General features: G+C 75.0%; 15 protein-coding genes. 9 read left to right on the forward strand and 6 right to left on the reverse strand.

Annotation, left to right across the window (positions count from 1 at the left end; all coding sequences use genetic code 11):
- The 3 genes from ACRYM6_RS22460 to ACRYM6_RS22470 all read right to left on the reverse strand — a co-directional run.
- On the reverse strand, window positions 1-416 hold a 416-nt coding region (locus ACRYM6_RS22460; protein WP_432545112.1), incomplete at its 3' end, for an SRPBCC family protein.
- A gap of 54 nt (window positions 417-470) precedes the next feature.
- Window positions 471-812, reverse strand: coding sequence for a DUF3140 domain-containing protein (locus tag ACRYM6_RS22465; protein ID WP_432545113.1), 342 nt, complete (start codon window positions 810-812; stop codon window positions 471-473).
- 1 nt (window position 813) lies between these two features.
- Window positions 814-1,632 (reverse strand): SDR family oxidoreductase, encoded by an 819-nt coding sequence (locus tag ACRYM6_RS22470; protein WP_432545114.1) that lies wholly within the window; start codon window positions 1,630-1,632, stop codon window positions 814-816.
- Between the two features lie 61 nt (window positions 1,633-1,693).
- Between ACRYM6_RS22470 and ACRYM6_RS22475 the strand changes: the two genes are divergently transcribed.
- The 5 genes from ACRYM6_RS22475 (at window position 1,694) to ACRYM6_RS22495 (ending at window position 6,899) form a co-directional block, all read left to right on the forward strand.
- A complete protein-coding gene (locus ACRYM6_RS22475; RefSeq protein WP_432545115.1) occupies window positions 1,694-3,484 on the forward strand; it encodes a glycoside hydrolase family 15 protein in 1,791 nt (596 codons plus the stop codon).
- Between the two features lie 341 nt (window positions 3,485-3,825).
- On the forward strand, window positions 3,826-4,569 hold the full coding sequence (locus tag ACRYM6_RS22480; protein ID WP_432545116.1) for a hypothetical protein: 744 nt from the start codon (window positions 3,826-3,828) through the stop codon (window positions 4,567-4,569).
- Between the two features lie 145 nt (window positions 4,570-4,714).
- Entirely contained in the window at window positions 4,715-5,704 is a 990-nt protein-coding gene (locus tag ACRYM6_RS22485) for a hypothetical protein (RefSeq protein WP_432545117.1), read from the forward strand.
- A complete protein-coding gene (locus ACRYM6_RS22490) occupies window positions 5,701-6,135 on the forward strand; it encodes a phage holin family protein (protein WP_432545118.1) in 435 nt (144 codons plus the stop codon). Before ACRYM6_RS22485 ends, ACRYM6_RS22490 begins: the two co-directional genes overlap by 4 nt.
- A complete protein-coding gene (locus ACRYM6_RS22495; protein ID WP_432545119.1) occupies window positions 6,111-6,899 on the forward strand; it encodes a DUF3618 domain-containing protein in 789 nt (262 codons plus the stop codon). The genes ACRYM6_RS22490 and ACRYM6_RS22495 overlap by 25 nt, the downstream gene beginning before the upstream one ends.
- A 127-nt stretch (window positions 6,900-7,026) precedes the next feature.
- Here ACRYM6_RS22495 and ACRYM6_RS22500 read toward each other — a convergent pair whose 3' ends face one another.
- The gene (locus ACRYM6_RS22500; RefSeq protein ID WP_432545126.1) at window positions 7,027-8,082 is read right to left on the reverse strand and encodes a spore photoproduct lyase family protein; all 1,056 of its coding nucleotides are present in this window, start codon (window positions 8,080-8,082) and stop codon (window positions 7,027-7,029) included.
- Entirely contained in the window at window positions 8,079-8,291 is a 213-nt protein-coding gene (locus ACRYM6_RS22505) for a DUF3072 domain-containing protein (protein WP_432545120.1), read from the reverse strand. The genes ACRYM6_RS22500 and ACRYM6_RS22505 overlap by 4 nt, the downstream gene beginning before the upstream one ends.
- Window positions 8,292-8,352: 61 nt before the next feature.
- Between ACRYM6_RS22505 and ACRYM6_RS22510 the strand changes: the two genes are divergently transcribed.
- The 4 genes from ACRYM6_RS22510 to ACRYM6_RS22525 all read left to right on the forward strand — a co-directional run bounded on the left by ACRYM6_RS22510 (window position 8,353) and on the right by ACRYM6_RS22525 (window position 12,759).
- On the forward strand, window positions 8,353-9,246 hold the full coding sequence (locus ACRYM6_RS22510; RefSeq protein WP_432545121.1) for an SDR family oxidoreductase: 894 nt from the start codon (window positions 8,353-8,355) through the stop codon (window positions 9,244-9,246).
- Window positions 9,243-10,874 (forward strand): RecQ family ATP-dependent DNA helicase, encoded by a 1,632-nt coding sequence (locus tag ACRYM6_RS22515; protein WP_432545122.1) that lies wholly within the window; start codon window positions 9,243-9,245, stop codon window positions 10,872-10,874. The genes ACRYM6_RS22510 and ACRYM6_RS22515 overlap by 4 nt, the downstream gene beginning before the upstream one ends.
- Entirely contained in the window at window positions 10,871-11,785 is a 915-nt protein-coding gene (locus ACRYM6_RS22520; protein WP_432545123.1) for a polysaccharide pyruvyl transferase family protein, read from the forward strand. Before ACRYM6_RS22515 ends, ACRYM6_RS22520 begins: the two co-directional genes overlap by 4 nt.
- 68 nt (window positions 11,786-11,853) lie before the next feature.
- Window positions 11,854-12,759 (forward strand): N-acetylmuramic acid 6-phosphate etherase, encoded by a 906-nt coding sequence (locus ACRYM6_RS22525; protein WP_432545124.1) that lies wholly within the window; start codon window positions 11,854-11,856, stop codon window positions 12,757-12,759.
- Here the strand turns inward: ACRYM6_RS22525 and ACRYM6_RS22530 are convergent.
- A partial coding sequence (locus tag ACRYM6_RS22530) for an EAL domain-containing protein (RefSeq protein WP_432545125.1) occupies window positions 12,729-13,293 on the reverse strand: 565 nt, incomplete at its 5' end. The genes ACRYM6_RS22525 and ACRYM6_RS22530 overlap by 31 nt on opposite strands.

Raw genomic sequence — 13,293 nt, forward strand, 5'->3', positions numbered from 1 at the left:
CCGCGGCGCGATGGGTTCAGGGCTTTAAACCGCACTTGTTCCTTGTTTATGTCCGGGGGGTGGGCGACTAGCGCGCCCCCCCCCTTCTCCACCAGACCCTCGGTGTCCCAGTCGAGCTGCACGGTCACGCGGGTCTCGTCGTCGGACAGGCGGTGGAAGGTGACGACCCCGGCGTGCGACTTGCCGTCGACGCTCTTCCAGGCGACGCGCTCGTCGGGGTGCTGCTCGGTGATCTCGGCGTCGAACTCGCGCTCGACCCCGGCGATCTTCGTCTTCCAGTGGTTGTGGGTCTCGTCGATCTGGGTGATCGACTCCACGCCGCCCATGAACTCGGGGAACGTCTCGAACTGCGTCCACTGGTTGTACGCGGTGCGGACGGGGACCGAGACGTCGATGCTCTCCGTGACATTGCTCATGCCGGGTTCCTTCCCCGCCCCGGTGATCTGAAACGTCACCACCGGGACGATCCCTCAGCTGGGCTTCAGCGGGTCGTTGCCCCAGTTCATGAGGGAGTACCGCCACCGCGTGTCGGTGACGTCCCCCGACGGCCGCTGCTTCGAGTGCCGGGCCACGTACCCGGCGACCTTCGCCATGTGCTCGACGTCGTCGTCGGTGAGGTCGGCCTCCTTCGTCCGCAGGACCTCCACGATCCGCCGGCCCGAGCGGTGCCCCACCGACTCGCCCTCGCCGACCCCCACGGACTGCGACTCCTCCGTCTCCAGCCAGTCCTCCAGCTCCTTCGGCGTCATGTTGACCGCCTCGTGGAAGCGCTTCAGGACGTCGTCCCGGTCGTGCCCCTCCTTCGCGCTCACGTCACTTCCCCCCCGCCACGCGGATGACGGTCCCGCTGCTGTAGCTGGACTCGGCGCTGGCCAGGTGGACGTAGGCGGGGGCCACCTCGGCGGGCTGCCCGGGCCGGCCCAGCGGGGTCTGCGTCCCGAACCCCTCCACCTGGTCGGGCGGCATCGTCGCGGGGATCAGCGGCGTCCAGACCGGGCCCGGCGCGACGGCGTTCACGCGGATCCCCTTCGGCCCCAGCTCCTGAGCCAGGTTGAGCGTGAAGTTGACCAGCGCCGCCTTCGTCATGGCGTAGTCCAGCAGCGCCGGGGACGGGGAGTCGGCCTGCACGGAGACCGTGTTGATGATCGACGACCCCTCGCGCAGGTGCGGCAGGGCCGCCTTCGACAGCCACACGGTGGCGAAGACGTTGGTGGTGAAGGTGCGCAGCAGCTGCTCGGTCGTCAGGTCCCCGATGCCCTCCAGGGCCATCTGGTAGGCGGCGTTGTTGACCAGGACGTCCAGGCCCCCGAGCTCGGAGACGGCCGTCTCGACCACCCGGCGGCAGAACTCCTCCTCGCGCAGGTCGCCGGGCAGGCTGATCCCGCGCCGGCCGGCGGCCTCGACGAGGGCGACGGTCGCGTCGGCGTCGTCCTGCTCCTGCGGCAGGTGCACGACCAGGACGTCGGCGCCCTCGCGCGCGAACGCGACGGCCACCGCGCGGCCGATGCCGGAGTCGCCGCCGGTGACGACCGCGCGGCGACCGGTCAGGCGGCCGCTGCCGACGTAGCTGTCCTCCCCGTGGTCGGGGACGGGGTCCAGGTCGCGCGTGAGGCCGGGGTGCTCGATGGTCATGCCCTTGCCCTACCCCGGTCCCCGGCGTGCGAACCGCCCCGGTCGCTGGTGTGGTCACGGGGTGCCCGACACCCCGGACCCCTCCCGCCGCGACCGCGACGGGTACGTCGACCTGCGCTCCTACGCCGCCATCGGCGACGGGCGCACCGTCGCCCTCGTCGCGCAGGACGGCGGGATCGACTGGCTGCCGCTGCCCGACCTGGACTCCCTGCCGGTGTTCGCCCGGCTGCTCGACGGCGCCGGCGGCGGGCACCTCGCCCTGACCCCGGCCGGGCCGTGGACGGTGCAGCGCGCCTACGTGGAGGGCACCAACGTCCTGCGCAGCACCTACACCACCCCCACCGGGACGGTGCGGGTCACCGACTCGATGAACATGGGCAGCACCGGGCGGCTGCCGTGGGGGGAGCTGTGCCGGCTCGTGGAGGGCCTGTCCGGCGAGGTCGAGATGACCTGGTGCGTGGCCCCCGGGTCCGGCCTCGGCGCGTACGCGCCGTGGGCCGAGGAGACCCGCAACGGGGCCGTGCTGCGGCTGGACGCCGTCACCCTGGCCGTCCGCACCGTCGACGTGGGCGACACGACGTTCCAGGACCGGGAGGTCTCGGGCCGGTTCCGGACCTCGGAGGGTTCCGAGCACCTGCTGGCGCTGCTGTCCAGCCAGGGCGAACCGCTGCGGATGCCGAGCACCCGCTGGATCCGCCGCAACGTCGACCAGACGATCCTGCGGTGGCGCTCCTGGAGCGAGCAGTTCACGTACGAGGGCCGCTGGCGGGAGGAGGCCCTGCGCGCGGCGCTGCTGCTGAAGCTGTTGGCGCACGAACCGTCGGGCGCGGTCGCGGCGGCCGCCACCACGTCGCTGCCGGAGAGCCCCGGCGGCGGGAAGAACTGGGACTACCGGATGGCGTGGCTGCGCGACGCCACCTACAGCCTGCACTGCCTCATCGCCCTGGGGGAGTTCGAGGACGTGCACGCCAACGTGTCCTGGCTGCTGCGGGTGGCCCGGCGCTCCCAGCCGGACCTGCCGGTGCTGTCCCGGCTCGACGGGCACCAGCCCGACGGCCTCGTCCGGCACGACGTGCCCGGCTGGCGGGGGCAGGGACCGGTGGTGTCGGGCAACGAGGCCGCCGGGCAGCTGCAGCTGGGGGTGTACGGCGACGTCTTCGACCTCGTCCACCAGTACGTCCTGGACGGCAACGTCCTCGACGTCGAGACCGCCCGGTTCCTCGCCGGCGTCGCCGACCGCACCTGCGACCTGTGGCAGCGGCGCGACTCCGGCATGTGGGAACTGCCCGAGCTGCAGCACTACACCAGCTCGAAGATGGCCTGCTGGCAGGCGCTGGAGTGCGCCGTCCAGCTCGCCGACAACGGGCACATCCCGGGCTCGGTGGACCGCTGGCGCCGCGAGGCCGGCCGGGTCCGCGCCTGGGTCGAGGAGAACTGCTGGTCCGCCGAGCGCGGCGCCTACGTCTGGTACCCCGGGACGACCGACCTCGACGCGTCGGTCCTGCTGCACGCCGCCTCCGGGTTCGACACCGGCCCCCGGATGTCCGCCACGATCGACGCGGTCCGCGCCGAGCTGTCCGACGGCCCCCTCGTCCACCGCTACTCCGGCGCCGCGGCCGAGGAGAAGGCGTTCGCGGCGTGCTCGTTCTGGCTCGCCGCGGCGCTGGGTGCGGTGGGGCGGCGCGAGGAGGGCGTCGACCAGCTGGAGCGGACGCTGGCGCTGGGGAACGACGTCGGGGTGTGGGCCGAGATGGTCGACCCCGCCGACGGCTCGTCCTGGGGGAACCTGCCGCAGGCCCTGAGCCACCTCTCGCTCATGGCGGCCGTGCTGACGCTCGGGCGGGACGGGTGAGGTCGCGGCCGGGCCGGGACCGGTGACCGGTGGGTTTCGTGTGGCGGGGTCCCCGCGCCCCGGGCAAGCTGACCGACGGAACGACCCGGAGCCGGGGATCCACGGGATCCCGGGGACCGGGCCCGCCCCTGACCGAGGACCCGCCCACCAGCCGGCGGCGGGCCGGACGTCAGCGTCCCGCACGACCTCCCGACCCCTGCGGTCGATCGACGCATCGTGGTGCAGACCAGCGCCCCGGACGACCCGCTCGTCCGGGGCGCACTGCGTGGGCCCGCCGGCTCCCTCGCACCGCCCCACCGGGCGACCCGACCGCAGCAGCGCAGCACACCAGGAGATCAGCGATGAGCACACCCAGCGGAGAAGGCGCCCACGCCGCCGGTGACCGGTCCCACGACCGGGACCGGACCGCGGTACCGGCGGCCCAGCAGAAGGTCGGCGACGACAGGCCCCAGGTCCTGCACCGCCCGCACCGCGACGCCCCGGCCCGCGACACCGTCCACGACTCCATGGACCGGGTCTCGGTGGTGAACCGGGAGAAGAACGCCCACGGCGGGGTCAAGGTCGGGTCCGCGTTCTTCGGCTGGCTGACCGCCACCGGCACCGCGGTGCTGCTGACCGCGCTGCTCGCCGCGACCGGCACCGCCATCGGCGTCGCGAACTCCGGCAGCGTGGGCCAGGCCCTGGCCGGCGCCCAGGACAGCGTGACCGGGAACGCGGAGACCATCGGCGTGGCCGGGGCGGTCGGCGTGCTCGTGGTGCTGCTCGTCGCCTACTTCTGCGGCGGGTACGTCGCCGGCCGGATGGCGCGGTTCAACGGGATCAAGCAGGGTGTGGCCGTCTGGGTGTGGGCCGTGGTCATCGCCGTGGTCGTGGCCGTCCTGGCCGCCGTCGCGGGCAACCGGTACGACGTGCTGGGACAGCTGAACAGCTTCCCGCGCATCCCCGTCGACGCCGGGACCCTGACCACGGGCTCGATCGTCGCCCTGGTCGCCGCGGTCGTCGTCGCGCTCGTCGGGGCCGTCCTGGGCGGGCTGGCCGGGATGCGGTTCCACCGCCGGGTCGACAAGGCCGGCCTGGGGCGCTGAGGCCCCGGCCCCCGGCAGACCCCGAGGACCCGCACGACCCGAGAACCCCAGAACCCCAGAACCCCGACCCGGGCGCGAGCCCGTCCGATCGTCCCGTCCAGCACTCGCCGTCGACACCTCGACGGCACCGTCGAGAAGGAGAGCCATGACCCAGGAACCAGGGAACCCGACGACCGGAGCAGTCCCGGGCCGCGAGCCCGCCGCCTCCGAGATCGCCTACGAGGCGCTGATGGAGGGTCAGCAGCAGCAGCCGACGACGACCGGTGCGACGACCGGCACATACACCGGTGCCCACACCGGTGCGGACACCGGTGCGACGGCCGCCGGGGCGGGCAACTCCGGTACCGGCGGTCGCGCGGGAGCGGCCAAGCAGGAGGCCCAGCAGCAGGCCGCCGACGTCGCGGGCACCGCGAAGGAGCAGGCGTCCGCGGTGGCCGGGACCGCCAAGGAGCAGGCCTCCGCGGTGGCCGGGACCGCCAAGGAGCAGGCGTCCGCCGTGGCCGGGACCGCCAAGGAGCAGGCCTCCGCGGTCGCCGGGACCGCCAAGGAGCAGGCCGGCAACGTCCTGGGCGAGGCCAAGGCCCAGGCCGGTGACCTCCTGGAGGACCTGCGCCGGCAGCTGGCCGAGCAGTCCGACGGGATCCGCGACCGGCTCGCCGAGTTCTTCACCACCGCCGGCTCGGAGCTGTCCGACATGGCCGGCGCGGGCGGCTCCGGGTACGCGACGAACGTCGTGCGCCAGGTCGGCGACCGGGCCTCCAGCTGGGGCGCGCACCTGAGCCAGCACGACGCCCCCGACCTGCTCGAGCAGGGCCGGGCCTTCGCCCGGCGCAAGCCCGGGACGTTCCTGCTCGGTGCGGTCGTGGCGGGCGTGCTCGCCGGGCGCCTCACCCGCGGGGCCAAGGCCCACCACGACCAGGCCAGCCCCTCGACCGGTTCGCCGGCGTCCCTCGGCGGCCGGCACGTGACCGGACCCACGACGGAGGAGGTCCTGCCGTACTCCGAGTCCGAGGCCATCCTGGCCCGGACCGACCCGAGCACCGTCCCGGGCGCCGCCCCGGGCACCGTCCCGGGCACCGCCCCGAGCACCCTGCCGGGCTCCGACCCGTTCGCCTCCCCGGACTACCGGCCGTGAGCGGCGCGACCGCGGCCACGCCCCCCGGCGGCGCGGACCCGCACGGCCCGCAGGACGAACGGTCCCTGGGGGAGATCGTCGGCAGCATCACCGGGGAGTTCTCCACTCTGGTCCGTCAGGAGATCGCCCTGGCCAAGGCCGAGGCGACCCAGGACGCCAAGACCGCCGGCAAGGGGGTCGGCCTGCTCGCCGGCGCCGGCGTCGCCGGGCACCTGTTCCTCATCGCCCTCTCGGCCCTCGTCGTCATCGCCCTCGGCGGTGTCATCGGCTACGGCTGGTCGGCGCTGATCGTGACCGTGGTGTGGGCCGTGATCGCCGCGGTCCTGGCCTCACGCGGCCGCAAGGAACTCCGCCAGATCCCCCCGCCCCTGGAACAGACCCAGCAGAGCCTGAAGGAGGACGCGCAGTGGCTGAAGAACCGGAACAGCTGAAGCAGGACATCGAGGGGACGCGCAGCCAGTTGAGCAACGACCTCGACGCGCTGACCGACCGCCTGAACCCCTCCAACGTGGCCCACCGCCAGGTCGAGAAGGCCAAGGCGAACGTGGCGACCGGCATCGCCGGCGTCAAGGACCGCATCATGGGGACCGCGGACGACGTCCGCAGCTCGGTGGACGACGTCCGCGGTTCGGCCCGCGACTCGTTGGGCTCGGCCCGCGACTCGCTGGGCGCCGCCCGCGGCTCGCTGAGCGACACGGCCGCCTCCGGCCGCGCCGGCGTGGCCGACGGCGTGGCCGGGGGGAAGGCCGCCGTCAAGGGCCGCACCCGGGGCAACCCCGTGGCCGCCGGCCTGATCGCCTTCGGGGCCGGGTGGCTCATCTCCTCCCTCATCCCCGCCTCGGCGAAGGAGACCGACGCCGCCGGCACGCTGGTGGAGAAGGTCAAGGACGCCCCGCTGCTGGACGAGGTGAAGGCCACCGCGTCCGACGTCGGCGCGTCGCTGGGGGAGAAGGCCAAGGACGCGGCCGCCTCGCTGAAGGAGACCGCGCAGGAGGGCGCCGGCGCCGTCCAGAGCGACGCCCGTGACGCGGCCGCGGCCGTGAAGGACCACGGGACCAGCGCGGCGCAGGAGGTCAAGGACCAGGGTGCCGGCGCGGCCCAGGAGGTCAAGGACCACGGGGCCGGTGCGGCGCAGGAGGTCAAGGACCACGGGACCAGCGCGGCGCAGGACGTGAAGGACAGCGCCCGCGGCTGACGCCCGCGACCGGGGGGACAGGGGCCGTGGACGCACCGCAGCGCGGGCGTCCACGGCCCCGCCCCGTTCACCGGGGCGGGGGAGGTTCGCAGGTCAGGGAGCTTCGCGGATCAGGGAGCGGCGCGGCTCAGAACGCGTAGCGGACCCGCAGGTACGGCGCCCGCTGCTCGATGAGCTCCAGCAGTTCCCGCACGTAGCGGCCCTTGTCACCCGTCCGGTACCGGACGTTCGTCCCGCCGGACTGCGACCGCTTCGACTCCTGCATCGCCGGCCGCCACAGCAGGTCCTCGGCCTTGGGGTGCCAGCCGAGGTTCACCCGGTGCAGGTTCTCCTCGTGGGTCAGGAAGATGACCTCGGTCGCCAGCTGGGCCTTCGTCGCGGCGTTCGTGGCGTCCCCGAGCTGGTCGAGGAGCTCGGCCCAGCGCGCCAGCCAGTCGTCGTGGACGACGACGGGCGAGAAGTTGACGTGCACCTCGTACCCGGCGGCCACGAAGTCGTCGAGCGCGGCGAGCCGCTCGGGGACGGGGGAGGTGCGGATGTCCAGCAGCCGCGCGACCTGCGCCGGCATCAGGGAGAACCGAATCCGGGTGCGGCCGCGCGGGTCCAGCGTCAGCAGCCGCCGGTTCACGTGCTTCGTGGCGAACGACGCCTTGGCCGTCGGCAGGCCGGCGAACAGGGCGATGAGGTCGTCGACGTTGTCGGAGATCTCCGCGTCCACCGAGCAGTCGCTGTTCTCCCCGAGGTCGTACACCCAGTCGACCGGGTCGCACTGGTTCGGCTCGGGTTTCACGCCCTGCCGCTGCACGTGCCGGCGCAGGTACCCGGTGATCTGCTCGATGTTCGCGAACACCGTGATCGGGTTGCTGTACCCCTTGCGCCGGGGCACGTAGCAGTACGCGCAGGCCATGGCGCAGCCGTTCGCGGTGGACGGTGCGATGAAGTCGGCCGAGCGGCCGTTCGGCCTGGCCTGCAGCGACTTCTTGATCCCCAGGACGAGGGCCTCGCGCTTGATGCGCACCCAGCGGTCCACGTTCGTCTCGTCGCCGTGCAGTTCCGGGATGCGCCAGTGGCTGTCCACGGGCACCAGGGTCGCGCCCGGCCAGCGGTCCAGGACCTGCCGGCCGCGGGGGAGTTCCGCCGCGGCCGGCTCGTAGTAGATCCGGGTGACGTCGACGAGGCTCAGGCGCCCCGCCCGGTCTTCTGCTGGAGCTCGTCGATGAGCTCGGAGGCCTTCGCCTTGGTGAGGCCCTCGGGGACCTCCCGGCCCGCCTCCCGGGCCAGCGTCTGCAGGTAGCTCAACTGCGGCCCGGTCACGGGCTCGTCGCCCGTGGTCCAGTCCTGCGGGTCCTTCTCGGCGTTCTGCGGGGTGCTCTGGGAGTCGTTGTCGCTCACGCCTCCCAGTCGACTACCGCTCCCGGCTGCGCGCCACCCGGAGCCTGCCTACGGTGGAGCGGTGACCGACCAGTACACGTTCAGCAACCCGGTGACCCTCTACCACCAGGACGGTTTCGACCCGCAGCCGCAGGACGGCCCGGGTCTGGCCGCGCAGCAGACGCCGAAACCCGACCACGGGGAGTCGACCTACCGGGGCACCGGCCGCCTCACCGGCCGCAGGGCCCTGGTCACCGGCGCCGACTCCGGCATCGGCCGGGCCACCGCGATCGCGTTCGCCCGCGAGGGCGCCGACGTCGTCCTGAACTACCTGCCCGAGGAGGAGACCGACGCCCGCGAGGTGGCGGCGCTCATCGAGGAGGCCGGCCGCAAGGCGGTCCTGGCGCCCGGCGACCTCGTCGACGAGCGGTTCGCCCGCAGCCTGGTCACCACGACGGTCCGCGAGCTCGGCGGCATCGACCTCATCGCGAACGTCGCCGGCAAGCAGCAGCACGTCGAGGACGTCGCCGACCTCACCTCGGCGCAGTTCGACGAGACGATGCGCACCAACGTGCACTCGCTGTTCTGGATCGTCCAGGAGGCCGTGCCGCACCTGCCGCCGGGCTCGACGATCGTCAACACCTCCTCCATCCAGGGCTACCAGCCGTCGCCGAACCTCGTGGACTACGCCACGACGAAGTCGGCCATCATCACGATGTCCCAGGCGCTGGCCCAGCAGCTCGCGCCCAAGGGCATCCGCGTCAACGTCGTCGCCCCCGGGCCGGTGTGGACGCCGCTGCAGGTCGCCGGCGGACAGCCGGACGACGCGATGCCGGAGTTCGGGCAGTCCACCCCGCTGGGCCGCGCCGGGCAGCCGGCGGAACTGGCTCCCGCCTACGTGTTCCTGGCCTCCCCGGAGTCCAGCTACGTGATCGGCGAGGTCCTCAACGTCAACGGCGGCATGCCCACCCCGTGACCGCTCGGGCGTCGGCGCGCGACCTGCTGCGCGTGGCCCGGGACGCGTTCGGGTTCGAGGCGCTGCGCCCGGGGCAGGAGGAGGCCATGCGGGCCGTCCTGGCCGGGCGCGACGTGCTGACGGTGATGCCGACGGGGGCGGGCAAGTCCGCCGTCTACCAGGTCCCGGCGATGCTGCTCGACGGCCCCGTCGTCGTGGTGTCCCCGCTCATCGCGCTGCAGCGCGACCAGGTGGACGGCCTGCTGGAGGACGTGGGCGGGGCGGTGATGCTGAACTCGGCGCTGTCGGCGCAGGCGTGGCGGCAGGCCCGCGACGACCTGCGCTCCGGGCGGGCGAGGTTCGTGTTCCTGGCCCCTGAGCAGCTGGGCCGCGAGGACGTCACCGCGGAACTGGCCGCGGCCCGCCCCCGGCTCCTCGTCGTCGACGAGGCCCACTGCGTCAGCTCCTGGGGGCACGACTTCCGCCCCCAGTACCTGCGGCTGGGTGCGGCGCGGGCCCGGCTGGGGAACCCGCCGGTCATCGCGCTGACCGCCACCGCCAGCCCGCAGGTGCGGACCGAGATCGTCGAGCACCTGCGGATGGACGACCCCCTCGTGCTCGTCGAGGGTTTCGACCGCCCCGGGATCGACCTGCGCGTGGTGCGCTGCACCGACGCCGACGTGCAGCGGCAGGGCGTCCTGGACGCCGTGGCCGAGCAGGACGGCGCGGTGCTGGTGTACGTGGCGACGCGCGCCGGCGCCGAGGAGTTCGCCGGGCAGATCCCCGGCGCCGACCACTACCACGCCGGGCGCCGCCGCGCCGAGCGCGACGACGTGCAGCGGCGCTTCCTCGACGGCGACCTGCGCGTCGTCGTGGCGACCAGCGCGTTCGGCATGGGCATCGACAAACCCGACGTGCGGGCCGTCGTGCACGCCGCCGTCCCCGACTCCCCGGACAGCTACTACCAGGAGGTCGGCCGCGCCGGCCGCGACGGTGCCCCGGCCGTCGCGACCCTGTTCTACCGCCCCGAGGACCTCGGCCTGCGGACGTTCTTCTCGGCCGCGGTCGCCAAGGAGGAACCCCTGCGGCGCACCGCCGCCGCGGTGCGCGCGCACGACGGGCCCGTCGACCCCGCCGACCTGCGCCGCGAGCTCGGCGTGTCCGCGACCCGGCTCGCGGGGGCGGTGAACCTGCTGGCCGAGGTGGGCGCCCTGGCCGAGGACGAGCAGGGGCGCTTCGTCGTCCCCGACGACGCCCCCACCCCGGCCCGCGCCGCCGAGGCCGGGGTCGCCGTCTCGGAGCGCCAGCGCACCGTGGAACGGTCCCGCCTGGAGATGGTGCGGTCGTTCTGCGAGACCACCGCCTGCCGGCGGCAGTTCCTCCTGGGGTACTTCGGCGAGGAGCTCGCCGACCCCTGCGGGAACTGCGACACCTGCCGCGCGGGCACCGCCGCCGCCCGGTCGGCCGGCGAGGAGCCGTTCGCCGTCGGTTCGGCCGTCGAGCACGAGGAGTGGGGAGCCGGTCAGGTCATGCACTACGAGGACGACCGGGTGACGGTGCTGTTCGAGCGGGCCGGGTACCGCACCCTCGCGCTCGACCTCGTGCGCGAGCAGGAGCTCCTGCGGGGCACCGGGACGGGGCAGCGGTGAGGGTCCTGATCGCCGGGTGGTCCAGCGTCCTGCACGGCGAGGCGACCGCCGGGGACGTGCTGGCCGTCGAAGCCGTCACCGCGCACCTCACCGCCGGCGGGCACGACGTCGTCCGCACCTGGAGCCCGGCGATGGCGCTGGCCCACCGCACCCGCGGCCCGGGCTGGGCCGACGCCGGCTACGACGACGTCGACCCCGCCGGGTTCGACGCCGCGCTGTGGGTGTGCGGGCCGCTCACCGGGGAACCGGTGCGGGAGTTCCACGAGCGGTTCGCCGGGCTGCGCCGCGTCGCCGTCGGCGTCTCCGTGCTCGACGCCGCCGACCCGGCCGTCACCGGGTTCCACGCCGTCGTGCCCCGCGACGCCGCCGGCGCGGACCCGCAGCCGGACCTGGCCGCGCGCCCCGCCGTCGGCGCCGTCGACGTCGTCGGGGTGTTCCTCACCCACGGGCAGGGCGAGTACGGCGCCCGGCGCCGGCACGAGGCGGTCTCGGCGGCCGTGGGGGACTGGCTGGGCGGCCTCGACGTCGCCCGGCTCGACCTGGAGACCCGGCTGGACCCGCGGGACTGGCGGATGCCCGCGCGCGCCGGGCACGTCCTGGCGGTGGTCTCGCGCCTCGACGTCGTCGTCACCTCGCGGCTGCACGGCCTGGTGCTGGCGCTGCGGTGCGGGGTCCCGGCGCTGGCCGTGGACCCCGTGCACGGCGGCGGGAAGGTCAGCGCGCAGGCCGCGGCGTGGGGGTGGCCGGCGCTGCTGGCCGCCGAGGACGTGGACGCCGGGCGGCTGGGCGAGCCGTTCGCGTGGTGCCGGTCGCCGCAGGGGAGGGAGGCGGCTGCGGCGGCGGGCCGGGCCGCGGCGAGCGCGGGGGACGCCCAGCTGGCGGCGCTGACGGGTGCGCTGACGGGGCGCTGACGGGCGGCGCACCGGGCACCCGGGGGTGCCCCTCGCCCGCCGCGCCGCCCCGGCGCACACTGCCTCCCGTGGAGAACCCCCCGCGGACCGAGCAGCGCGACCCCGCCACGCGGGACCTGGACACCGCCGGCAGCGAGGGCGTCCTGCGGATGCTGCACACCGCCGACCGGGCCGTCCTGGACGCCGTCGAACCGCTGCTGCCGGACCTGGCCCGGCTGGTCGAGGCGGCCGTGGCCGCGCTGCGCGCCGGGGGGTCGGTGCACTACTTCGGGGCGGGCACCTCGGGGCGGCTGGCGGTGCTGGACGCGGCGGAGCTGCGGCCCACGTTCACGCTCGAGCCGGGCCGGGTCGTCGCGCACCTGGCCGGCGGGGCGCGCGCGGTCACCGAGGCCGTCGAGGGCGCCGAGGACGACGCGGCCGCCGGGGAGGCCGACGCCGCGGGGCTGGGCGCGGGGGACGTCGCGTTCGGGGTGAGCGCCTCGGGCCGCACGCCGTACGTCGGCGGGGCGCTGCGGGCGGCGCGGCGCGCGGGGGCGGTGACGGCGCTGCTGGCGAACTCCCCGGACCCGGCCCTGGGACCGCTGGCCGACCACCTGCTGGTGGCCGACACCGGCCCGGAGGTGCTGACCGGCTCGACCCGGCTGAAGGCGGGGACGTCGGCCAAGCTCGTCCTGAACGGGTTCTCGACGGCGGTGATGGTGGGGCTGGGCCGGACCTGGTCGAACCTGATGGTCTCGGTGAGCGCCACCAACGACAAGCTCCACGCGCGCGCCGGGCGCATCCTGGCCGAGGTCACCGGCCTGGCGCCGGCCGAGGCGTCCGCGGCGCTGCGGGCCGCCGGCGGGGACCTGCCGACGGCGCTGGTGGCGACGCTGCGCGGCTGCGGCCCGGGCGAGGCGGCGGCGCTGCTCGCCGCGTCCGGGGGGTCGGTGCGGGCCGCCGTTCAGGGCCCGGCGGGGACCGCGACCGGCTGACCGTCCCGCAGCCAGCGCAGGAACTCCGGGGCCGGGACGGGCCGGCTGTGCAGGTACCCCTGCGTCTCGTCGCAGCCCAGCTCCCGCACCAGCGCCAGCGTCGCGGCGTCCTCGACGCCCTCGGCGACCACCCGCAGGCCCAGGTGGTGGGCCAGCTCCACGGTGCCCGCCACGATCGCGGCGATGCGGTCGTCGGCCACGGCGCGGGAGGTGAACGTCCGGTCGATCTTCAGCTCCGTCGCGGGCAGGTTCGCCAGGTACGCCAGCGAGGAGTACCCCGTCCCGAAGTCGTCGATGCTCAGGGAGAAACCCCGCGCCGTGATGTCCCGGCAGGTCGCCAGGGCGCGGTCGGGGTCGTTCATGAGGGACGTCTCGGTGACCTCCACCGCCACGCGGGCCGGGTCGGCGCCCTGGGGGGGGGGGGGGGGGGGGGGGGGGGGGGGGGGGGGGGGGGGGGGGGGGGGGGGGGGGGGGGGGGGGGTGGGGGGGGGGGGGGGGGCGGGGGCGCGGGCGGGGGGCGGGTCGGGGTCGGCG

This window comes from Kineococcus rugosus (assembly GCF_050871975.1).
In the GTDB taxonomy this organism is placed as follows: domain Bacteria; phylum Actinomycetota; class Actinomycetes; order Actinomycetales; family Kineococcaceae; genus Kineococcus.

Excerpts from the sequence above, each read along its gene's own strand:
- ACRYM6_RS22485 (WP_432545117.1), top strand. The coding sequence starts at position 4,715 with ATGACCCAGGAACCAGGGAACCCGACGACCGGAGCAGTCCCGGGCCGC.
- ACRYM6_RS22470 (WP_432545114.1), bottom strand. The coding sequence starts at position 1,632 with ATGACCATCGAGCACCCCGGCCTCACGCGCGACCTGGACCCCGTCCCC.
- ACRYM6_RS22480 (WP_432545116.1), top strand. The coding sequence starts at position 3,826 with ATGAGCACACCCAGCGGAGAAGGCGCCCACGCCGCCGGTGACCGGTCC.